We start from the raw sequence: 21,445 nt of genomic DNA on the forward strand, positions 1-21,445 counted from the left end.
ATGTTGAATATACCTGTACTGTAAATAACGGGAGTGCAAGGTCATGTCATTAGATATTGATTTTAAAGGCAAACGCGTGCTTGTTACCGCTGGCACGAAAGGGCTCGGAAAAGCGGTCGTCGGACTTTTAAAACAGCTCGGTGCAACGGTATTCACCACTGCGCGCCACGAGCCGGACGTAGATGTCGCAGATACTTTCGTCGCCGCTGACCTTACGACGGTCGCTGGATGTGCCGCTGTCGCATCTGCGGTTCAGGAGCAGATGGGAGGCGTCGACGTGATTATCCATGTTGCGGGCGGTTCAACCTCACCCGGTGGCGGTTTTGCTGCGCTTGGCGAAGAAGAGTGGCAGCAGGAGCTCAATCTTAATTTGTTGCCTGCAGTACGCTTAGATCGCGCCCTGCTTCCCGGAATGCTCGCGCAGGGAAATGGGGTGATTATTCACGTGACGTCTATTCAGCGCGAGCTGCCGTTACCGGAATCAACAACGGGTTATGCGGCGGCTAAAGCAGCCCTCTCAACCTACAGTAAAAGCCTTTCAAAGGAAGTCTCACCGAAGGGCGTTCGGGTGGTGCGCGTTGCGCCCGGCTGGATCGAAACTGAAGCGGCGGTTGCACTGGCGGAGAGGCTGGCAAAGCAGGCAGGTACAGACTACGAAGGCGGCAAGCAGATTATTATGAAGGCGCTAGGTGGAATACCGCTCGGACGCCCTGCCAGACCGATTGAGGTGGCCAACCTCATCGTCTTCCTCGCTTCATCGCATGCTGCGAGTATCACAGGTACTGAATTTGTGATTGATGGCGGCACCATTCCGACAGTGTAACGCGGGTGCTTAATCGGCTCGGTGCGAGAGTTGATTAAGCACCAGGGAATATCACTGTTCGGACAGTTTCTCCAGGCCCTTTTTTAACGCATGTCTTACCATTTCTGAATCCATGCCCATCTGTGCATGAATAATTGCGCCGTCAATGAGCAGCATGATTTCATTGACGACGCGCTCATCAGCACTCTTCGTCAGCAAGGCAATAATTTTCTTTGTTTCTGACTTATGACTGCGGCATATCTCTTTTATTTCGTTTTCAATATCTTCCGATTTCGCCTCTGCGCTGGCGTTAATAAACGCGCAGCCGTGGAACTCGGGCGAAATAAACCATTCGTAAAGCGTTGCGGATATCGCATCAGCAGGTATTTCGCCTTCATCGAGATGTCGACGCAGCGTGGTCTCAAACCAGTTAATCCATATTTCATGCCGGTAGTTCAAATAGGCAAGAATAAGCAAGCTCTTACTCGGGAAATGGCGATAGAAAGTCACCTTGGTCACTTTAGACGCTTTAATCAGCGTATCCACCCCCGTCGCCCTGAAGCCCGTGGAATAAAACAGATCGTGCGCCGTGAGTAATATCTTATCTCTGACGCTGATTTTTGTATCGTTGCCTGCGGGTTCTGTTTTCACTTTTGGGTAGCCTCTAAAATAATGTTGACAGCGTTATTTTACAGGCATAGATTACCGCAAGTAGACAGACCTGTCTACATAATATAACACTGAGGTAATCGCCATGAACACACGTCCTCCTTTACCGCCCTTCACTCGTGAAAGCGCCATCGAAAAAGTCAGACTGGCAGAAGATGGCTGGAACAGCCGCGACCCGGCGAAAGTCGCGCTTGCCTATACGCTGGATACCCAATGGCGTAACCGCGCAGAGTTCGCCACCAACCGTGAAGAAGCCCAGGCGTTTCTGGAGCGGAAATGGAAAAAAGAGCTGGACTATCGTCTGATTAAAGAGCTCTGGGCATTTACGGAGAACCGGATCGCGGTGCGCTATGCCTATGAATGGCATGATGATTCCGGCAACTGGTTCCGCTCTTACGGCAATGAAAACTGGGAGTTTGAGCCGGACGGACTGATGAAGCGCCGCTTTGCCTGCGTAAACGATATGCCAATCAAAGCCTCTGAGCGTCTGTTCCACTGGCCGCTGGGCAGACGTCCGGACGATCACCCTTCGCTGAGCGATCTTGGCTTATAGGATTTTTGCATCACTCCGGGCCGCCCCGGAGTGATGAATTTACAGCGCGCCCAGCTGTTTCATCAGCGTCAGGTTGTCCTCAATATGCCAGTTAGCCACAATTTTACCGTCAGCAATCTTATAAAGATCCGTGGCGATGAAATCTATTTTCTGCCCCTGTCCTTTCAGCTTGCCAAATGTTCCGGTGAACGTGCCGTGAAAATGTAAATGCGAAACCACGCGATCGCCTGAAATAATCATTTGCTCAACGTCACAGCGCAAATCAGGCACGGCTGCACGAAACGCGCGGGACGCTAAAATAGCGCCTTCCGGCCCCTGCCTACGCCCTTCCGGAGGCGTTTTATCAATAAAACCTGCCGCCAGGGCATCACGCGCCAGGTTTTCATTACCCGTGTTCCAGAATGAAGCATATTCTCTGGCGGCGGCTTCACTCGCCTTTAATTGCGCCTGCGGCAGGCTGTTGTCCACTATAAGCTGTTTCGGCTGAAGCCATTCCCCCTGCGCGGAAATCGCATTGCCCGACAGACCTGCAAAAATAACCATCGCTACAGCCGAATGAAAATACGTCGTATATTTCATGATATCTCTCAATAGAGTATTACATTCCCGCAGACGATTTCCTGCGGTTCAAATCAGAAAGGGTCAGTTAATTAACGCCCCGCCCTCAATATCAATGACCGATCCCGTGACAAAGGGATTTTCAATGGCGAAAAGATACCCTTGCGCGACGTTCTCCGCCCTTCCCCAGGCTTTGGCTGGCAGGGTTTCCGCCGCGCCAGCGAGCATTTTTTCCCGCGCTGCGGCGTCCATGCCCGCATACGCTTCCGTGTCGGTCAGCCCCGGACTCACGACGTTGACGCGCAGCGGTGAAAGCTCTTTCGCCAGAACTTTTGTCGCGGCCTCGATGGCGGCATTCATCGTCGTTTTAACAATGGCCCCCGCCACGGTGCGACGCGCCACGAACCCGCTGGTGAACGTCAGCGTACCGCCGGGGGCGATGTTCCCGCTGAGATAGCGGGCGACATTGATGCTTCCCCAGAATTTCGTATCAAAAGCCAGCCTTGCCGCGCGGAGATCCAGCCCGGAAAGAAGCCCTCCCGGTGCCTGTGAACCCGCCGTAACGACGATATTATTGACCTCACCCAGCGTTTCACCGAGTGCGACAAGCTCTGCCTCACGACTGATATCCAGCACGAGGGTATGAACAGACGCGGCGTGGGCGCTCAGCCGTTGCCGCGCAGCGTCCAGCTTCGCGCCGTCGCGGCCCGCGAGAATAATCTCCTCGCCGCGCCCGGCAAGCAGGCTGCCCACGGCGAAACCGATGCCGGAAGCGCCGCCGATAATTAAGGTTTTACGGGTCATAACGTCTTCTCCTGCAGGGTGTAAATGGGGTAATCGGTATATCCCGTCGCGGTGCCGCCAAACAGCGTGGCGGGATCGCGCATCTGAGCCAGAGGCAGCTGGTGCGCCAGCCGGTGGGGTAAATCCGGGTTGGCAATAAACGTCCGTCCGAAGGCAATCAAATCGGCATAGCCGGCAGCGAGGATCTTTTCCGCTTTTTGAAGGTCATAGTTCCCCGCGACGATAAGGGTTCCACTAAAGGTCTCGCGTAGCGATTGACGGAACGGCTCAGGCACCTGCGGCGCATCGTCCCAGTCGGCCTCCGCCAGGTGGATGAACGCAATCCCTTCTTGTTCACACCAGGCCGCGAGAGCGAGTATGGCTTCCGTCACCTGCGGATCGTTCATCCCGCGCTGGGTAATAAACGGGGAAAGGCGAATGCCCGTACGCTCGCGGCCAATGGCCTCGGCAATGGCGCTTAACACCTCCTGAGCAAAGCGGATCCGGTTCGCCAGCGTGCCGCCGTACTCATCCGTGCGTTTGTTGGAGGTTTGACGAAGAAACTGGTCGATCAGATAGCCGTTTCCGCCGTGAACCTCCACGCCGTCAAACCCGGCCTGAACGGCATTCAGTGCCGCCTGACGATAGTCCGCGATGATGCTGAGGATGTCCTTGCGCGAAAGGGTTCTCGGCTGCGGGCAGTCAACCATTTGGCCTTCCCCCTTTTCATTCACCACCCACACCTGCGCGTCCGGCGCCAGTGCTGACGGGGCGACCGGCTGACCATCCTGATGAAAGCTGGCGTGCGACATTCGCCCGACGTGCCAGAGCTGCGAAAAAATCACCCCGCCCGCCTGATGCACGGCGCCCGTGGTGAGCTGCCATCCTGAAACCTGCTCAGGCGAATGGATGCCGGGCGTCCAGGAGTATCCCTGGCCCTGAGGCGAAATCTGGGTGGCTTCCGTGATGATTAATCCGGCGCTGGCCCGCTGCCGGTAATACTCCGCCATCAGCGCCGAGGGAATATTTCCCGGCTGAAGGGAGCGCGCGCGGGTCATCGGCGCCATGACGATACGGTTCTTCAGGTCTTGCTGACCCAGCCTGTAACGTTCAAAAAGTGAGGTACGTTGCATGTTTTCATCCCTTATGGTTTGGATGAAATCACTTTACAGTTGGCATCTGATTTTGATAATTACGCTAAAATAAGATTCACTTTTCGGAAAATATGAATAATGGGTAAACTCGAAGACATGGCTTTACTGGTGGAAGTTGCCGAGGCTGGCGGTCTTTCTGCCGCCGGGCGACGCCTGTCGCTTTCCCCCGCCACCATGACGGCCAGGCTGAAGGCGATTGAGGAGCGTTACCAGACGCGCCTGTTTCACCGCTCAACGCGATCCATCACGCTGACCCGCGCCGGGGAAGAGTTTTACCATGCCGCGCTGCGCGTGCTGGAAGAGGTGCATCACGCCGAGTCGTTACTGACGCAAAAGGAAGGCGTGCTCAGCGGCAACATTCGCCTTTCTGCGCCCTCGGACTTTGGCAGGCAGTATCTTAGCCCCGCCGTCGTGGAATTCTCCCGACGCCATCCCGACGTTAAATTTTTCATCTCGCTAAGAGAACACGTTGAGGATCTGGTCGCTAACCGACTGGATATGAGCGTGCGTTTCGGCAACCTGCCGGACAGCAGCCTTGTCGTCAGAAATATCCGCCCGAACCATCGGGTGCTGGTCGCCTCCAGGGAGTATCTTAACGAACGCGGCATCCCCGCCACGTTTGCCGATTTAGCTCAGCACCGGTGCCTGGCGCTTGAGTCTCAGGGCGTGGTGATGAACGAATGGCGCTTTGAAAAAGATGGCGATGAAAGCGTCGTTCGCGTAGAGCCAGCCATGGTGTGCGACGACGGGGCTTTGCTTCGTCAGTGGGCTCTCAGCGGGGCTGGCATCGCGGGGAAATCGTGGTGGGACGTCAAAGACGATGTTGAAACCGGAAGGCTCACGGTACTGTTTGCCGACAGCTTCACCGGCTTTAGCCGATACGATCGCAAAGATGTCGGCCTGCAGCTTGTTTACCCCCAGCGCAAACTGCAGCCGCTTCAGGTCACGGCGTTTAGCCAGTTTTTTCTCGACTGGCTAAAAAAACAGTAAAATTAAATCGCGTCAGGCATCTGCGGTTAATTTCTCGCCAAAATAAGAGATGGCGCGCATTTCGGTGACAACCTCAGGACTACTCTGTGTGCGGTTTTCAGGAGGTACAAAATATGAAAAAGCTTCTGATCTGTTGTTTGTTTGGTAATACCGCAAACTCTCTCGCCAAAAAAATGCAGTCTCTGGCAGAACGCGAAGGCTATCCGCTGATGATTAGCGCTGTTGGGCTGGATAACTTCGCCAGCGTCGCTCCCGCTTTCGATGGTTTCCTCATCGCGCCGCACATTCAGTACAAACTCGATGAGATAAAAGAAACGGTGGGCAATACGCGTTCACTCGCCATTATTGAGAGCCTGCCCTATGCCTCTCTCGACGCGAGGAAAGTATTGAATTTCGTGAAGGAGCAGATGCCTGAACTGGCTGCCTGACAGATAAGGCCGCATCGGTTTTGCGGCCTCCTCTCACCCGGCGATCAAAACGTGTCGACACAAGGCTGGCCGACCTCATTAAGGGCGTTTTTCAACCTGGCTCTGAGTTCAATTAACGCCGCTTCTTTCTCTTCAAGCTGCTGCAGCTTGCGGCGCAGAGACGCCTGTTTTTGCTCAGCGGTAAATTTGTCGTCAACCCAGACAGCCAAAACCTCTGAAATTTCAGCTAAGGTAAAACCCAGCATTTTGGCATGCTTGATCATGTTTAAACGCTGTAAATCGACGGCGGAATAGACTTTATAGTTATTGCTGCGATTGGGTTGCGGGATATTCTCTAACAGCCCCTGTCGCTCATAGTAACGCACCGTTTCTTTCGACAATCCCGTTTTCGCACACAGTTCACCAATTCGCATCGCGTCGCCCTCACCTTGTAAAAATCACGCTTGACCGTGTACCTAAGTGCACGGTTTATGCTGTGCAGCATACATTAGGGAAACGGGATTAAACATATGAATTCTTTTGATTATACCGGAAAAACAGCGCTGATTACCGGAGCGTCGTCAGGCATAGGCCGTGATTTTGCCCGGCAGCTCGCCGCCCGCGGCGTGGCCTTGATCCTGGTCGCCCGCTCCGAGCCAAGGCTGCAGGCGCTTGCCGTAGAGTTAGTCAGAAAGCACGGCGTCTCCATCACGATTATCGTGCAGGATTTAGTGAAGCCGGAAGCCATTCCCCACATTGTGGAACGGCTTGAAACCTTAAGACGCGTCCCCGACATTCTGATCAATTGCGCCGGCTTCGCCACCTACGGGCCATTCGAAAAGCTGTCCATCGACAGGCAGCGTGATGAGATAAACGTAAACTGCATGGCCCCCGTGGAGCTGACTCACGCCTTGCTGCCGGGAATGCTGCAGCAGGGCTCCGGGGTAATTATTAACGTTGCCTCAACGGCCGCGATGCAACCGGATCCCTATATGGCGATTTATGGCGCAACCAAAGCCTTCCTGCTCTCGTTTTCGAACGCGCTGTGGGGAGAGTATCGCTCCAGGGGCATCCGCGTCCTGGCGCTTTGCCCCGGCGCAACGGATACGGCCTTTTTTGATGTGGTGAATGCTGAGGAAGCCTCGGTCGGTAAACGAATGCCCGCTGACAAGGTGGTCACCCTGGCGTTGAAGGCCGTGGAGAGTAACCGTAACTACCTGATTACCGGATGCGGTAACTGGCTTCTGGGGCAGCTACACCGGTTCGTGACGCGCAGGCGTCTGGTGCTTATCGTTGAAAAAATATTGCGTCCGCGCTCGGCCTGAGCAAAAACGGCTCCGTTCAGCGCAAGGGAGTTGCGCTGAAATCCTCGCTTATCGCAGGCAGATAGATGCCATAGTGCACGAAAAACAGTGATACACTTACCCCACCTGGTTGATCGTCCCGTCTGAACGGCGCATGATGAATGACGGTAACCAAATATCAAAATGGTCACTCGTTGTTAATCGTAGCCTGTCACGCTAAGCTTAAATAATGACTAAAAATATGAATCCCCCATCATCACGTGGTCCCCTTGACCACGCTGTCAGAGAGCAAATCGTCGAAGCGGCTTTTGAGCACTTCGGCCACTACGGCTATGAAAAAACCACCGTCGCCGAACTGGCTAAATCCATTGGTTTTTCAAAGTCCTACATTTATAAGTTTTTCGATTCCAAACAGGCTATCGGCGAGGTGATCTGCGCTAACCGCCTGGAGCTGATCATGGCGGCAGTGCTTTCCGCCATCGAGGATGCGCCGTCAGCAAGCGAAAAATTACGCCGCCTTTTCAAAGCGCTCACCGAGGCGGGAAGCGAGCTGTTTTTCCACGACCGTAAGCTATACGACATCGCCGCCGTCGCCGCGCAGGAGCAGTGGCCTTCCACGCAAAAGTACAGTGAAAGCCTGATGAAGCTGATTGAAAGCATCATTATCGAAGGCAGGCAGGCCGGCGAGTTTGAAAGAAAAACGCCGCTGGATGAAGTCACCTGTGCCGTCTACATGGTGATGTGCCCTTACATTAACCCCGTTCAGCTACAGTACAACCTCGAAATGGCCCCCACGGCGGCAGTGCTACTCTCTTCACTGATTTTAAGAAGCCTGGCCCCCTAACTTGTGACCATTGACAATTTTGGTCACTAGTCAGAGAATGCGGATACCGTCCTGTTACGTCAAAAAGGTTTCCCATGCTCAGGCTCACTTCAGCCCGCGTTGCCGTTTGTCTCCTGCCGTTTGCCCTGGTGGCGTGCGGCGATATTTCCGCGAGTGACGATCCGCGCACCAAGCCACCGCTCGTCAGATCCGCCTCCGTCGAGCTTGCGAACAATAACGCCCGCGCCTTCACGGGCGTGGTGGTCGCAAGAACGCAAAGCGATTTAGGTTTCAGGGTTCAGGGAAAAATCCTTGAGCGGCTGGTCGATACGGGCCAGACCGTCAAACAGGGCCAGCCCCTGCTGCGCCTGGATCCGGTTGACCTGAAGTTACAGGCTCAGGCGCAGCAGCGCGCGGTGGATGCGGCCCAGGCGCGCGCGCGAAAAGCCACCAGCGATGAGGCGCGCTATCGCGGTCTTGTGGCGTCCGGCGCGGTGTCTGCCTCGGAGTATGACCAGATCAAAGCGGCGGCCGATACGGCCAGGGCCGATCTCAGCGCCGCCCGGGCGCAGGCCAGCGTGGCGCAAAACGCCACGGGCTATGCCGTGCTGCTGGCGGATTCGGACGGCGTGGTCATGGAGACGCTCGCCGAGCCGGGTCAGGTCGTCAGCGCCGGACAGGTGGCGATCAGGCTCGCCAGAGCGGGACAGCGTGAAGCGCTCGTCCAGCTTCCGGAAACGCTGCGCCCTGCCGTCGGCAGCGAAGCGCAGGCCACGCTGTATGGCAATGAAAAACATCCGGTCACCGCAACGCTGCGCCTGCTGTCTGATTCGGCCGATGCCGCGACCCGCACGTATGAAGCCCGCTACGTGCTGGATGGCCTGCTGGCGAACGCGCCGCTGGGGGCGACCGTCACGCTGAACGTTCAGGACAACAAAGCGGAAGGTCAGGTCATGCAGGTCCCGCTGGCTTCACTCTATGATGCAGGAAAAGGTCCCGGCGTCTGGCGTATTTCCGCCCAGCCGGCAAAGGTTGCATGGACGCCCGTCAGGGTGCTGAGCGTGGGTGAAGATGCGGCGCAGGTCACGGGCGGCGTGAAGCCCGGTGAGAAGATTGTTGCGTTAGGCGCCCATCTTCTGCACGAAGGTGAGGTCGTCAGGCTTGCTAAGCAGCGCAATGCCGCCCTGGCGGAGAACACGCCATGAGCGGAAGCCGCTTCAACCTGTCGGCGCTGGCCGTCCGCGAACGTTCCATCACGCTGTTTCTGATCGTTCTGGTCACGATTGCCGGAATTTACGCCTTCTTTGGGCTCGGGCGCGCGGAAGATCCGCCCTTCACGGTAAAGCAAATGACGGTGATAACCGTCTGGCCGGGCGCGACCGCGCAGGAAATTCAGGATCAGGTCGCCGAGCCGCTGGAAAAGCGCCTGCAGGAACTCAAATGGTATGACCGTACCGAAACCTATACCCGTCCCGGCATGGCGTTTATCACGTTGTCATTGCAGGACAAGACCCCGCCAGCCGAAGTGCAGGAGGAGTTCTATCAGGCGCGTAAGAAGCTCGGAGATGAATCTCAGCGTCTTCCGGCGGGCGTCATCGGCCCGATGATCAATGACGAATTCTCGGATGTCACCTTTGCCCTCTTTGCGCTGAAAGCGAAAGGCGAACCGCAGCGGCAGCTGGTACGCGATGCCGAAGGCCTGCGCCAGCAGCTCCTGCACGTTCCCGGCGTGAAGAAAGTGAACATTATCGGCGAACAGGCCGAGCGGATTTACATCTCCTTCTCCCACGACCGTCTGGCGACGATAGGGCTCTCACCCCAGGACATTTTCAACGCCCTCAACAGCCAGAACGCTTTAGCCGCGGCGGGCTCCATTGAGACCCGAGGCGCGCAGATTTTTATCCGCCTGGACGGCGCGTTCGATGAACTGCAGAAAATCCGCGATACGCCTTTTATTGCTCAGGGCAAAACGCTCAAGCTGTCCGATGTGGCAACGGTTGAGCGAGGCTACGAAGATCCCCCGACGATGCTGATACGCAATCAGCATGAGCCCGCCCTTCTGCTGGGCATCGTGATGCGTGAAGGCTGGAACGGTCTGGCGCTGGGGAAAGCGCTGGATGCGGAAACGGCAAAAATAAATGATAGCCTGCCGCTTGGCATGTCCCTGACCAAAGTGACCGACCAGTCCGTGAATATTCGCTCGTCGGTCGATGAGTTCATGATCAAATTCTTCGTCGCCCTGCTTGTGGTCATGGTGGTGTGTTTTGTCAGCATGGGCTGGCGCGTGGGTGTTGTCGTTGCGGCGGCGGTACCGCTTACGCTGGCGGTCGTTTTCGTGGTGATGGAAGCCGCGGGGATAAACTTTGACCGCGTTACGCTGGGCTCCCTGATCCTCGCCCTCGGCCTGCTGGTTGATGATGCCATTATCGCCATCGAAATGATGGTGGTAAAAATGGAGGAAGGTTACGACAGAATCAAAGCCTCGGCCTTCGCCTGGAGCCATACCGCCGCGCCCATGCTGGCCGGTACCCTGGTGACGGCCATTGGATTTATGCCGAATGGTTTTGCCCAGTCGACCGCCGGGGAATACACCAGCAATATGTTCTGGATCGTCGGCCTCGCCCTGATTGCCTCGTGGTTTGTCGCGGTGGTGTTCACGCCCTATCTTGGGGTGAAGATCCTGCCGGCGATCCCGAAAGTCGACGGGGGTCATGCCGCCATCTATAACACGCCTCGCTATAACCGTTTTCGCCAGCTGCTGGCCCGCGTTATCGCCAGAAAATGGCGGGTGGCCGGGTTGGTGGTCGCCATTTTAATCCTGGCCGTGCTCGGCATGGGGCTGGTTAAAAAACAATTCTTCCCGACCTCCGATCGCCCGGAAGTGCTGGTTGAGGTGCAGATGCCCTACGGTACCTCGATTGAGCAAACCAGCGCCGCAACCGCAAAAATCGAAGCGTGGCTGGGCCAGCAGCCCGAAGCCAAAATTGTCACGGCCTATATTGGTCAGGGTTCACCCCGTTTTTATCTGGCGATGGCGCCAGAACTGCCCGACCCGTCTTTTGCGAAAATCGTGATCCTGACGGACAGCGAGACGTCACGCGAGGCGCTCAAGCTCCGGCTGAGAGAAGCGGTCGCCAACGGCCTTGCCCCCGAAGCGCGCGTGAGGGTGACACAGCTGGTGTTTGGCCCGTACTCGCCCTTCCCGGTTGCCTGGCGCGTGTCGGGGCCGGATGTCGAACAGGTGCATGACATCGCTGACAGGGTGAAAGCCGTGCTCCAGGCGAGCCCGATGATGAGAACCGTCAACACCGACTGGGGCTCACGCGTTCCCGTCCTGCATTTCACCCTCGATCAAAACCGCCTGCAGGCGACCGGCTTGACCTCCAGTGCCGTTGCCGATCAGCTCCAGTTTCTGCTCTCAGGCGTGCCCGTCACCTCCGTGCGGGAGGATATTCGCTCGGTAGAGGTTATTGGCCGCGCGGCGGGAGACATACGTCTCGATCCGGCAAAAATCGAGGGTTTCACCCTTGTCGGCAATGCGGGACAGCGCGTTCCGCTGTCTCAAATCGGCAAGATCGAGATCGGTATGGAAGATCCGATCCTGCGCCGCCGCGATCGCACCCCGACGATTACCGTGCGGGGCGATATCGCTAACCATCTTCAGCCACCGGATGTGTCGGTCGCTATCATGAAGCAGCTCCAGCCGATTGTTGACGCGCTGCCGGCCGGGTACCGTATCGACATGGCGGGTTCGATTGAGGAATCGGGCAAAGCCACGCAGGCCATGATCCCGCTGTTTCCGATCATGATTGCCCTGACGCTGCTGATCATCATTTTGCAGGTGCGCTCAATCTCGGCGATGGTAATGGTGTTCTTAACCGCGCCGCTGGGGCTGATTGGCGTGGTGCCCGTGCTGTTGATTTTCAATCAGCCGTTTGGCATCAACGCGCTGGTCGGCTTGATCGCCCTTTCCGGCATTCTGATGCGCAATACGCTGATCCTGATCGGTCAAATCGATCATAACCAGAAGCAGGGCCTCGAGCCGTTCCAGGCGGTGGTTGAAGCGACGGTCCAGCGCGCACGCCCGGTCTTGCTGACCGCCATGGCCGCCGTGCTGGCGTTTATTCCCCTGACGCATTCGGTGTTCTGGGGCACGCTGGCTTACACGCTGATAGGCGGAACGCTGGGCGGGACGATCGTCACGCTCGTCTTCCTGCCCGCGATGTATGCGATCTGGTTCCGGATCCGCCCTGCGGAACAACGCGTGCAGCACCCTGCAGAAAACGTGTAAACTACCATGAGTAGATAACACTTCTGAGGAAAGCATGGTTGTTAAGCGCTTAAGAAAAGAGGACCGCCGCGTGCAGCTGCTGGAGGTTGCGCGCGGAATCGTTCGTCAGCAAGGCACGGAGGCGCTGACCCTTGGCTACCTGGCCGAGCGGGCCAACGTGACCAAGCCTATCCCCTACGATCACTTTGGCGATCGTGAAGGTCTGCTGATGGCGCTGTACCAGGATTATAGCGACCGGCAGCTGGCGAAGTTCCGCGAGACGCTTGCCGTCGACAGCAAAACGCTGGAGAAGACGATCCGCTTTTTCAGCGCCGCCTATATCGACTGCGCCATTAGTGCCGGGCCTGAAACCGGGCCAATCGCTGCAGCGCTGTCCGGATCCCACGCGCTGCAGACGTTTCGTGAGGCATGCGTGGCCGACTGCGCCGACTGCCTGCGTACCGCGCTTTCCCCGTTCGTCGCGCTGAAAGGCGTTCAGGGAGAAGCGGTACTGACGGCCATCATTGGCGCGGCGGACGCGCTCAGCACCGCCGCGGGCAACGGCGTGCTCGCCCGGAACGTGGCGGAAAATACGCTCAGCGGCGCCATGACCGGCGTGCTGGAGACCTACGTGAATAGCACAAAATGATCGCTGGGGGCGGATTGACACCTAAGTTACCAATAGTAATATAGGCGTCAGTTCTCACCCATTCGAGGTCGCTATGTCTGCTACAAATGCCATTAATAACGCACTGATCGTGACGGCTCATCCTGTCGACAATTCGTTATCCCATTCGCTGGCAGCCCGTATTGCCGGAAAATTACGCGAGCAAGGTACGCAGGTTGAGATTGCCGATCTGCATGCTGAAGGGTTTAATCCGGCGATGACCCGCGCCGATCTCGATTTGTATCACGGCGATCCGAGCGCCCTTCCCGACGATATTCTGCGCGAGCAGCAGCGCGTCGAGCGAGCGGATATGCTGGTGTTTGTCTTCCCCGTGTACTGGTGGTCGGTCCCCGCGCTGTTGAAAGGCTGGTTCGATCGCGTATTAACCCTGAACTGGGCGTATAAGGTGGCCGACGACGGCCGGATTGTGGGCAGCTTACGCGACGTTCCCGTCCGCCTGATTGCCACCGGCGGCAGCGATCTCACCGGATTCGACAAACACGGCTATTCGACGGCGATTCAGACCCAGATAATCGAAGGCGTGTTTGGCTTCTGCGGGTTGAAGAACGTTAAGCTCGATATCCTTTACCAGGCAGACGCGGCGACGCCTGAGCAGGTTGAGGATTTCCTGCAGGGGCTAGAGAGTCTTAAATAATCCCGGCTATCCAGTCACAGCAAAGGCGCGCCTCCTTCGCCAGAAGGAAGCGCGTGTCTCGTTATCACCTACCACCGTCAGGGGCGATCTTTTAATCCTGCTGGCTAACCGGAACTCTCTTTCCAGCGATTATTCAAAAAATAACGAGAAAAGGCCAATCGCCATCACTACGCTCATAATCACCTGAATCAGAATAATAAAAAAAGCGACCCCACCCAAGACTGTGATTTTTCGACGCAGAATGAAAGTAATGCCGGAAAGTACAGCACTGAACAGAATGGCTTTAAGGATATAGGAAAGCGGAACCATTGCCGGGTGACCGGTATGCACTCCAGCAAGCCCAATGAGACCCAGCAGAAAACCTCCGCAGAATCCCCATCCCCAGAAAGTCATCGGTAAGCTCATCTGCCCCGCGACTAATCTTTTCAACATACGCACATCCTTTTTTGTGATTATTTTTATCAAAATTCACCGGTTTACAGGGTAAAACCCCCGTCACCCACCTGCGCCTGGGCGTACCATTTCATCAGCTCCGCGCAACCGGGCGCGTTCTCAGCCGGTGACCATTGGGCGGTATCGTGCTCCGGAACAGGCTGATAGCCGCCGTGTTTTACCTCGAAAATGACGCCGCCTTTATCCAGCGACAGCACGGCATGCCAGGTACCGGCATCCATCTCCAGCACTTTGCAGTCTTCACCTAACACCACGCGCTGGGTCACGTTACCGCCGTCATCAAAATTCAACACCAGAAAGCGACCGCTCAGAGCCGTCAGCAGTTCAAACGTGTGCGGGTGGCGATGAGGGCGAACATAGGTCCCAGGCTCCATCGCGATAGTCAGGCGCTGCACCGGGTCGCTCAGCTCGGGATGTAAATTGCGGTGCGCGCGTAAGCGAGGAGAATTGGCAGCCTGCTCGCTTTGTTGCTGCAGGTCACTGAACGTAATTTGTTTCATATACACCTTTGTGAATGGAGTCAGCGGACGGCAACCCTTTAGCCGCACGACGTTATACCATTCTGGACGGTCGATGAGCGATGGCATTTGTGAAACAAATCGCTGCAGCGTGAGGATGCGCGCGATCGCCCCCAAAGCGCAACGTTGAGTAAAACTCACATTGATTCCCACTATTTATCGTTTTTAAAAAGTGACGCACCTGAAATACCATCCATTCACCCCTGGGATAGAAAAATAAATAATACTAAGCCTGTATGGAGCACCTATGACACTCGATGTTTTATTCCCTGTATTGAATATTATCTCGCCTCATAAATTTAGCGCCCAAACAAATGTGCATGAGTTGATAATGTTACTTTCAGCAGAAAAGGAAAGCTCAGAAGCGCTATCGCCCTTCATCCATCGACTGCATCTTTTGGCTTTCGCCCAAGGCAATCCGGGTAACGCCGAAGAGTTGCTCTCAGCGCATTTACCAAAAGAGGGTGGGATCCTTCCGCTGCTGGACTTTGCGGACTGGCCAAAGGTGCGTTACGCCACGTCAGGCGAAGCTCAGACGCGTGAATCGCAGGAGTATTTCCGTGACATGACCTCGGCTGCCAATCTGTTACGCACTGCGCTGATCGACGCCGAGCGAGCAAAGGGAACGCCTGCGCTTTATATTCTGGATAAATTACTCAACCTGAACAGCGCCCTGCCGGAGCGATATAAAGATATGGCAAATATTCCCTACGCATAAATATGTTCTATATGCGGAATATCCTTCACTAAATATTCCGCTATTTACTAAACCCGCTTTTCGTTGTAATCAAGACAGACGATATCCAACGAAGGCAGTACCGGCGCATTAAGGTTAAGCCACGCCAGCAACCGTTCAATACTCTGTCTTCTGAGCGAATTTTTCGGCCAGACGAGGTAGTAGCCATCGCCGGTTGCGATAGCTTCCCTGAAGGGCAGCGCGAGCAGGCCGCTTTTCAGCGCGTCGAGCGTGAGGCGGAGGTCGGCCATCGCCACGCCGTGACCGTGCATGGCGGCCAGGCTTCCCTGCTCCAGGGTGTCGAACACTATTCCACGACTCACGTCGAGCCCGGGGAATGACCCGGTTCTTTTCAGCCATCGCTTCCAGTCCCGTCTGTCCGGAGAGGGATGGATAAGATCGCACTCTGGGAGCTGATGCCGGGCAGACTCAAGCAGCGACGGGGTACAAACCGGAATGAGCCATTCACTGAAGAGCAGCCGGCTTTCCGTAGACTCGCCGAAATAGCCATTACCGAGCAGGATCGCACAATCGTAGGGCTCACGGCTGAAGTCAACGGTGTCGAAGTCCATCCAGACGCTGGCAATTTCAATTTTTGGCTTAGCGTGGTTCTCGCGAAAGGATTTAAGCACATTCAGCAGCCACCGCATCGTCAGGGTGCTGGGGGCTTTGAGGCGCAGAAGGTGGTTTTCGCTTCTGAATGCGCGACAGGCCCACTCAATATTCGAGAAACTTTCGCTGAGCTGTCCGGCCAGAATACGTCCGGCATCACTGACCTCCACTTTCGGCCCCTGGCGTTTAAAGAGCTCACAGTCGAACCACTGTTCAAGCGTCCGGACATGCCTGCTGACCGCGCCCGGCGTGATATTCAGTGCTTCAGCCGCTTTGCTGAAGGAGTTCAGCCGCGCGGCAACTTCAAAAGCGCGCAGCGCATACAGTGGTGGTAAAGACATACATTCCCTTTCTGTGAGGTTTAGCTATGCAGTTTTTGTATTATCGGCACTCGGTGACTTGTCGCTCAGGTCCTCAGACGGGAACGTCATCAGCAGCTCCCTGAGCAGGGACTCAAGCTGCGCGCGCTGCGCGTCAGATAAGTTGCTCAGCAGCGCATTTTGCGTTTGTGTATGGACGATCAGCGCCTGTTCGATGCGCTCCTGCCCGTGCGGTGTCAGGCTTACGAGGGTGCTGCGCTTGTCATCCGGATCGGCAATTCGCCTGATAAGCCCAAGCTGTTCGAGATGGCTGAGCCGGTTCGTCATCGCCCCTGAGGTTACCAACAGCGATTTATAGAGCTGCGTGGGGGAAAGGCAGTACGGCTCACCGGCGCGACGCAGCGTGGCGAGCACGTCAAACTCGCCCTCGCGAAAGCCAAACTGCGCCATCGCCTGCGCCCATTCTTTTCCCAGATGCTTCATCAGCCGGAGCATTCGGCCAAAAATTTTCATCGACGAGGCGTCCAGCTCCGGCATGGCGCGGCTCCACTGGCCGACAACGAAGTCTACGTGATCTTGCATTTTCACCCCTGATGGCGTGCGAATTTATCCTGTTGTGCGGTACATCTTACGCAAAAACATATTTTATCTTAACGTTAAGATAAATGCTCGTGGCAATTTGTCCGGGCCATTCACAACCGAAAAGGACTCCATGTTGAAACGCACGTCGCCTTTACTCTTCGCCGTTATCGCTTTTATCGTCGGGCTGAACCTGCGCCCCATTCTGGCTTCTGTCGGACCGCTGTTTTCCGTGCTGCAGCGCGAAGCAGGGCTGACCGCTACGCAATTCAGCCTGCTAACCACCCTGCCGGTCGCGATGATGGGGCTTGCCGCCCTGTGTGGCCCCGGGCTTTTAGCCCGAGTCGGCGCCGTACGGGGAATTATGTTTGGGCTCTTTATCCTGCTTGCGGCCTGTTTGCTGCGCGGTTTTAGCGCCTCGCCGGAGAGTCTTATGGGCACCGCGCTACTGGGCGGGGCCAGCATAGGCACGATCCAGGCGTTAATGCCTGCCCTGATTAAAAAGGAATATACGCAAACGTCCAGCACGGTAATGTCGCTTTTCAGCACGGGCATTATGGCCGGTGCGGCAGTCGCCGCCGCCAGCGCCGAGCCGTTATTTTCATGGCTGACGCTGAAGCCCACGCTGGCAATGGCCGGGCTGTTAGCGCTGCTGGCGCTGATACTGTGGTTAACCCTGGTTAAGCATCCTCAAGGGGAAAAAACAGCACGCGAAACCGTTACGCTCTCGTCCTCTCGCACAGGGCTACTGTTGCTCTTTTTCGGCGTGGGAACGGGCGCCTACACGCTGGTATTGGCCTGGCTGCCCCCGCTCTATATTCAGGCGGGATGGTCCGCACGCAGCAGCGGCTACATGCTGGCCTGGCTGACGTTGACCGAGGTTGTCGCCGGGTTTGCCGTCTCCGCGCTGATCGGTAAATTCCCCGATCGTCGCGTACCGCTGATTGCCGTTTTGCTGTTGCTGCTGGCAGGATTACTGTGTCTGGTCTTTGCGCCGGGTACGACGCCTGTATTATCCACGTTGCTGCTTGGCACCGGGATCGGCGCCCTCTTCCCGCTGTCGCTCATCGTCACGTTCGATCATGCGCGAACGCCCGCGCAGGCCGGGAAGTTGCTGTCTAAAGTTCAGGGAGGCGGATACACGATCGCCGCGCTTATGCCGTTAATTGCGGGGATCGTTCGCGACAGTTCGGTCTCGCTGACCAGCGCATGGCTGATCATGAGTGCGGGAGTCGTGCTGCTGATCGTTATCGCGCTGAATTTTAAACCCGTCGTGGACGTGCAGGCACGGTGAATGCGATACCAGAATTAAGGGTCGTATTTCCGCCGTTCGTAAGATAAATTCAGGGTGAATTTCACCTCATTCAGGAGTGGATATGCCGCAGACGTTACCGGAAATTGATGTCTTGTTCGTCGCCGGGTTCGGACCCATTTCGCGGGATACGGAGTCCAGCAGCGCGTTTTATGTTCAGACACTCGGCCTTCCGCTGAAGCCGATGGAGGGGAATACCGATTATCTGCTCACTGAGGAGGATCAGCTGGAAGGCGTGAAGCATTTCGCCGTCTGGCCGCTCGCACAGGCGGCTGCATCCTGTTTTGGAGAGGAAAAGTGGCCAGTTGAGCACCCGATACCGCAGGGATGGGTTGAGTATGAGGTTCAGGATCTGGACTCGGCTACCCGCGTTCTAAGTGAAAAAGGCTATCGGCTGCTGGTAGCTAACCGTTTGGAACCGTGGGGGCAAACCGTCACTCGCCTGCTCAGCCCGGAAGGCTTGCTTACCGGGCTGACGATTACGCCGTGGCTGCGGGGATAAATGGTTTTTGGAAAGCAGCATAGTAGGGGGAAACGCCTGCTTTGAGCGAACAGTGGGCGTACCCTTATGCTATTTACACCAACGGTGTGAGTCTTTTTCTGTTAAGTTGAATGACGATGAAAACACACTCAGTCCTAACCTATTCAATGATTATTATCACCTGTCTGACTCAGGTGGGATAACGTTCGCCATTTTCCCGCCGGTAAGGCGGGCCTTACCGGTAACAATTCAGTGAGGTAAAGAATGGACTCAAATGCAGTAACGACGCCTGAAAAACCTGTCTTGCACTTGTTATGTGGAAAAATTGCATCCGGAAAATCCACATTGTCAGCAAAATTAGGATCATCACCTGGGACTGTAATTGTCAGCGAGGATCGCTGGCTGGCTGCCCTCTTTACCAATGAAATGCAATCCATATCTGATTATGTACAGTATTCATTAAGACTAAGAAATGCCATGAAGCCTCATCGGGTTTCACTACTCAAAGCTGGTTTATCAGTAGTTCTTGATTTCCCGGCAAACACACAAACAAATCGTGAATGGATGATGAGCATTATTAAGGAGTCAGGTGCCAGTAATCAGCTGCACTATCTGAAAGTTTCTGATGAAGTATGTAAATCCCGCTTGCGCGCCCGTAATGCAGAAGGCGTGCATGAATTTTCTGCCTCAGACCAACAATTTGACATCATAACGCGCTATTTCGAAGAGCCAACGGCTGATGAAGGGTTTGATATTATCGAATACTGCTAAATTTACCTTCCTGCACAAAAGCCGCCAGTTGGCGGCTTCTTTATTTTCCATCTCATACGCTTATAAAAGGGTACTACAGCGAACTAAAAGTCCGCTCCTGGCACAAAGCGGACATCGGGTATTCCGGAAGTGCCCGACTCATGGTTAATTCCATTCACCAAAACTCTCACCTCCCCAAAGCCTCGACAATCACCCTCTCCATTTTCTCTGGCGTGGTCACCGGAGCAAAACGCTTGAGTGGTTTACCGTCGCGGCCGATCAGAAACTTAGTAAAGTTCCACTTGATCCGCCCTCCCAGCACGCCGGGCAATTCGTTTTTCAGATAACGAAACAGCGGGTGCGCTGCGTTACCGTTAACTTCTACCTTCTCAAACATCGGGAAGCTCACGCCGTAGTTGATGTGACAGGTTTTCGAGATTTCGTCGGCGCCGCCGGGTTCCTGTTTACCGAACTGGTTGCAGGGGAAGCCCAGCACCACTAGTCCTTGATCGGCGTATTTCTTGTATAGCGCTTCAAGGCCCGCATATTGCGGCGTAAAGCCACACTGGCTGGCGGTATTGACGACCAAAACCACCTTTCCCGCATAGTCGGCCATTGAGATAAGGCGGCCATCTAGGCGGGTGGCGGTAAGTTGATAAAAGCGAGTCATACTGAAATCCCTCAAGGCTGGCCGAAAAGTCACGGTGACCATCAACAGGGCCGCCGCCGTTTAGAAAGTTTACATTCAGGCAGGCTATTTGTGATACATTCCTGGCGCGCCAATGACCACCACACTCGCTATCAGGTATGCAGAACATAACAAAAAAAATTCGCTGGCTTCTGCTTACTCTCCCACTCCTCAGCGGTTGTGGCACGCTCTCACAGATGTCCTCCCCGGAAGGTACTCAGGAACTTCTCACCCATGATTCGCTGGATGGCGACGTTGACAGCGTGGTGCGTCACTATATGGCGCAAAAATCCGTTCCCGGGATGACGGTCGCGGTGATCCATAATCACGGCTCGCCGCAGTTTTACACATGGGGCGTAACCGATGCGGTCAATCGCTATCCGGTCAGGTCCGACACCCTGTTTGCGCTCGGCTCGCTCAGCAAAGGGATCACGGCGGAAGTGGTGGCTTGTCTGGTGAATGAAGGGCAACTGAACTGGAACGATAACCTGGCGACATTGCTACCGCCGGGGACGCCGCTTAGCGCGGATGCACAAAAAATCACCCTGCTTGAACTGGTAACCCACACCTCCGGCCTGCCGCGTCAGAATATGGATGTTCCGATGCTTGGGAAATTCATCGGCTATTTAAGCACGGGCGAAAATTTTTATAGCGAGCTGGACAGCGATAACGTGCTGCGCTACCTCGCCGACTGGCGGGCGCCAAAGAATAAAGTGCCGCAATATTCCAATACCGGCTACGCCCTGATCGGCTATATCCTGAAGCACAAGACCGGCGAAGATATCCAGAGTTTAGCCTCACGCTATATTTTCCGTCCGCTGCAAATGGCTAACAGCAGCTTTATTCCCCAGCAGCTCAAAGGCTACCCGCAGCGGGCGCTCGGCCACGCGGGCGATCAGCCGAAATTCATCCCGCGCGGGCAGCTCACCCCGGACTGGCATTTTTCCAACAACATGGTGGCGGCAGCGAGCTTGTACAGCAACGCCGAAGATCTGGCGGCCTATGCCCGCTATCACGTCTCAACGACCCACAATCCCCTGCTGGACAATGTCTTTGCCGAAGTGAGAAATACCGATATTCAACGCCCTGACGGAGTGCAGGGTATTGCCTGGACCACCGACTTTATCGGTCTGGAAAAAATCACCTATCAGGTCGGCTATATCGGCGGTTACTCCAGCTTTATCGGCTATGACAAAGAAAAAGGCAATGCGGTGGTGGTGCTGCAAAATACCTTTAACTGGAGTAATTACATTGGCATCGCGCTATTAATGGATATGGCGAAAAAAGACAGCCAGAGCCCTGGCAGCCGCTTTGCGATTAATGAGATTCCAAAACGCGTTTATCAGCAATAGTAGTGAACG

General features: G+C 55.5%; 25 protein-coding genes. 15 read left to right on the forward strand and 10 right to left on the reverse strand.

Annotated features, from left to right (window positions below; genetic code table 11):
• Window positions 1–43 precede the first annotated feature (43 nt).
• Entirely contained in the window at window positions 44–823 is a 780-nt protein-coding gene (locus AC27FC_RS04995) for an SDR family oxidoreductase (protein WP_033145455.1), read from the forward strand.
• A gap of 51 nt (window positions 824–874) precedes the next feature.
• On the opposite strand, the gene AC27FC_RS05000 is transcribed toward AC27FC_RS04995, so the two are convergent.
• Complete coding sequence (locus tag AC27FC_RS05000) at window positions 875–1,453, reverse strand: TetR/AcrR family transcriptional regulator (RefSeq protein ID WP_087822522.1); 579 nt, start codon at window positions 1,451–1,453, stop codon at window positions 875–877.
• A 103-nt stretch (window positions 1,454–1,556) separates the two neighbouring features.
• Here AC27FC_RS05000 and AC27FC_RS05005 point away from each other — a divergent pair, with 103 nt between their 5' ends.
• Complete coding sequence (locus AC27FC_RS05005) at window positions 1,557–2,024, forward strand: nuclear transport factor 2 family protein (RefSeq protein WP_023311608.1); 468 nt, start codon at window positions 1,557–1,559, stop codon at window positions 2,022–2,024.
• Between the two features lie 39 nt (window positions 2,025–2,063).
• Here the strand turns inward: AC27FC_RS05005 and AC27FC_RS05010 are convergent, their stop codons facing one another.
• The 3 genes from AC27FC_RS05010 to AC27FC_RS05020 all read right to left on the reverse strand — a co-directional run bounded on the left by AC27FC_RS05010 (window position 2,064) and on the right by AC27FC_RS05020 (window position 4,498).
• A complete protein-coding gene (locus tag AC27FC_RS05010; protein ID WP_196354428.1) occupies window positions 2,064–2,603 on the reverse strand; it encodes an ester cyclase in 540 nt (179 codons plus the stop codon).
• 63 nt (window positions 2,604–2,666) lie between these two features.
• Entirely contained in the window at window positions 2,667–3,386 is a 720-nt protein-coding gene (locus AC27FC_RS05015; RefSeq protein ID WP_196354429.1) for an SDR family oxidoreductase, read from the reverse strand.
• Window positions 3,383–4,498: an alkene reductase gene (locus AC27FC_RS05020; protein ID WP_196354430.1), complete on the reverse strand. Its 1,116-nt coding sequence runs from the start codon at window positions 4,496–4,498 to the stop codon at window positions 3,383–3,385. The genes AC27FC_RS05015 and AC27FC_RS05020 overlap by 4 nt, the downstream gene beginning before the upstream one ends.
• A gap of 99 nt (window positions 4,499–4,597) precedes the next feature.
• Here AC27FC_RS05020 and AC27FC_RS05025 point away from each other — a divergent pair, with 99 nt between their 5' ends.
• Both AC27FC_RS05025 and AC27FC_RS05030 read left to right on the forward strand, forming a co-directional pair.
• Window positions 4,598–5,509, forward strand: coding sequence for a LysR family transcriptional regulator (locus AC27FC_RS05025; RefSeq protein ID WP_196354431.1), 912 nt, complete (start codon window positions 4,598–4,600; stop codon window positions 5,507–5,509).
• A 113-nt stretch (window positions 5,510–5,622) separates the two neighbouring features.
• Window positions 5,623–5,937 (forward strand): PTS sugar transporter subunit IIB, encoded by a 315-nt coding sequence (locus AC27FC_RS05030; protein ID WP_094935234.1) that lies wholly within the window; start codon window positions 5,623–5,625, stop codon window positions 5,935–5,937.
• Between the two features lie 44 nt (window positions 5,938–5,981).
• Here AC27FC_RS05030 and AC27FC_RS05035 read toward each other — a convergent pair whose 3' ends face one another.
• Window positions 5,982–6,350, reverse strand: coding sequence for a MerR family transcriptional regulator (locus AC27FC_RS05035; RefSeq protein WP_094935233.1), 369 nt, complete (start codon window positions 6,348–6,350; stop codon window positions 5,982–5,984).
• Between the two features lie 96 nt (window positions 6,351–6,446).
• On the opposite strand from AC27FC_RS05035, the gene AC27FC_RS05040 reads away from it, so the two are divergent.
• The 6 genes from AC27FC_RS05040 (at window position 6,447) to AC27FC_RS05065 (ending at window position 13,635) form a co-directional block, all read left to right on the forward strand.
• Window positions 6,447–7,241 (forward strand): SDR family NAD(P)-dependent oxidoreductase, encoded by a 795-nt coding sequence (locus tag AC27FC_RS05040; protein WP_094935232.1) that lies wholly within the window; start codon window positions 6,447–6,449, stop codon window positions 7,239–7,241.
• 208 nt (window positions 7,242–7,449) lie between these two features.
• Window positions 7,450–8,064, forward strand: coding sequence for a TetR/AcrR family transcriptional regulator (locus AC27FC_RS05045; RefSeq protein WP_087822516.1), 615 nt, complete (start codon window positions 7,450–7,452; stop codon window positions 8,062–8,064).
• Between the two features lie 74 nt (window positions 8,065–8,138).
• Entirely contained in the window at window positions 8,139–9,248 is a 1,110-nt protein-coding gene (locus tag AC27FC_RS05050; RefSeq protein ID WP_196354432.1) for an efflux RND transporter periplasmic adaptor subunit, read from the forward strand.
• Window positions 9,245–12,334, forward strand: a complete 3,090-nt coding sequence (locus AC27FC_RS05055) for an efflux RND transporter permease subunit (RefSeq protein WP_196354433.1) — start codon at window positions 9,245–9,247, stop codon at window positions 12,332–12,334. Before AC27FC_RS05050 ends, AC27FC_RS05055 begins: the two co-directional genes overlap by 4 nt.
• Window positions 12,335–12,368: 34 nt before the next feature.
• Entirely contained in the window at window positions 12,369–12,962 is a 594-nt protein-coding gene (locus AC27FC_RS05060) for a TetR/AcrR family transcriptional regulator (protein WP_064672440.1), read from the forward strand.
• 73 nt (window positions 12,963–13,035) lie between these two features.
• Window positions 13,036–13,635, forward strand: coding sequence for an NAD(P)H-dependent oxidoreductase (locus tag AC27FC_RS05065; RefSeq protein ID WP_064672439.1), 600 nt, complete (start codon window positions 13,036–13,038; stop codon window positions 13,633–13,635).
• Window positions 13,636–13,764: 129 nt separating this feature from the next.
• On the opposite strand, the gene AC27FC_RS05070 is transcribed toward AC27FC_RS05065, so the two are convergent.
• Both AC27FC_RS05070 and AC27FC_RS05075 read right to left on the reverse strand, forming a co-directional pair.
• The gene (locus AC27FC_RS05070; protein WP_033145442.1) at window positions 13,765–14,067 is read right to left on the reverse strand and encodes a hypothetical protein; all 303 of its coding nucleotides are present in this window, start codon (window positions 14,065–14,067) and stop codon (window positions 13,765–13,767) included.
• A gap of 44 nt (window positions 14,068–14,111) precedes the next feature.
• A complete protein-coding gene (locus AC27FC_RS05075; protein WP_196354434.1) occupies window positions 14,112–14,588 on the reverse strand; it encodes a WbuC family cupin fold metalloprotein in 477 nt (158 codons plus the stop codon).
• Between the two features lie 265 nt (window positions 14,589–14,853).
• On the opposite strand from AC27FC_RS05075, the gene AC27FC_RS05080 reads away from it, so the two are divergent.
• Window positions 14,854–15,324 (forward strand): hypothetical protein, encoded by a 471-nt coding sequence (locus AC27FC_RS05080; protein ID WP_196354435.1) that lies wholly within the window; start codon window positions 14,854–14,856, stop codon window positions 15,322–15,324.
• A 47-nt stretch (window positions 15,325–15,371) separates the two neighbouring features.
• Here the strand turns inward: AC27FC_RS05080 and AC27FC_RS05085 are convergent, their stop codons facing one another.
• Together AC27FC_RS05085 and AC27FC_RS05090 are read right to left on the reverse strand one after the other, a co-directional pair.
• Entirely contained in the window at window positions 15,372–16,295 is a 924-nt protein-coding gene (locus AC27FC_RS05085; RefSeq protein WP_196354436.1) for a LysR substrate-binding domain-containing protein, read from the reverse strand.
• A 24-nt stretch (window positions 16,296–16,319) separates the two neighbouring features.
• Window positions 16,320–16,856 carry a MarR family winged helix-turn-helix transcriptional regulator gene (locus AC27FC_RS05090; RefSeq protein ID WP_033145438.1) on the reverse strand — a complete coding sequence of 179 codons (537 nt, stop codon included), beginning with the start codon at window positions 16,854–16,856 and terminating at the stop codon, window positions 16,320–16,322.
• Window positions 16,857–16,986: 130 nt separating this feature from the next.
• On the opposite strand from AC27FC_RS05090, the gene AC27FC_RS05095 reads away from it, so the two are divergent.
• The 3 genes from AC27FC_RS05095 to AC27FC_RS05105 all read left to right on the forward strand — a co-directional run bounded on the left by AC27FC_RS05095 (window position 16,987) and on the right by AC27FC_RS05105 (window position 19,417).
• Window positions 16,987–18,147, forward strand: a complete 1,161-nt coding sequence (locus tag AC27FC_RS05095; protein ID WP_094935227.1) for an MFS transporter — start codon at window positions 16,987–16,989, stop codon at window positions 18,145–18,147.
• Between the two features lie 82 nt (window positions 18,148–18,229).
• A complete protein-coding gene (locus tag AC27FC_RS05100; protein WP_112778035.1) occupies window positions 18,230–18,667 on the forward strand; it encodes a VOC family protein in 438 nt (145 codons plus the stop codon).
• A 243-nt stretch (window positions 18,668–18,910) separates the two neighbouring features.
• Window positions 18,911–19,417 (forward strand): P-loop nucleotide/nucleoside kinase family protein, encoded by a 507-nt coding sequence (locus tag AC27FC_RS05105; RefSeq protein WP_094935225.1) that lies wholly within the window; start codon window positions 18,911–18,913, stop codon window positions 19,415–19,417.
• A 166-nt stretch (window positions 19,418–19,583) separates the two neighbouring features.
• On the opposite strand, the gene AC27FC_RS05110 is transcribed toward AC27FC_RS05105, so the two are convergent.
• Window positions 19,584–20,066, reverse strand: a complete 483-nt coding sequence (locus tag AC27FC_RS05110; RefSeq protein WP_143347068.1) for a glutathione peroxidase — start codon at window positions 20,064–20,066, stop codon at window positions 19,584–19,586.
• Between the two features lie 137 nt (window positions 20,067–20,203).
• Here AC27FC_RS05110 and AC27FC_RS05115 point away from each other — a divergent pair, with 137 nt between their 5' ends.
• Window positions 20,204–21,436, forward strand: coding sequence for a serine hydrolase domain-containing protein (locus AC27FC_RS05115; RefSeq protein WP_094935223.1), 1,233 nt, complete (start codon window positions 20,204–20,206; stop codon window positions 21,434–21,436).
• Window positions 21,437–21,445: the final 9 nt, after the last annotated feature.

The sequence above is a fragment of the Enterobacter sp. C3_dUdeg genome (assembly GCF_057536195.1).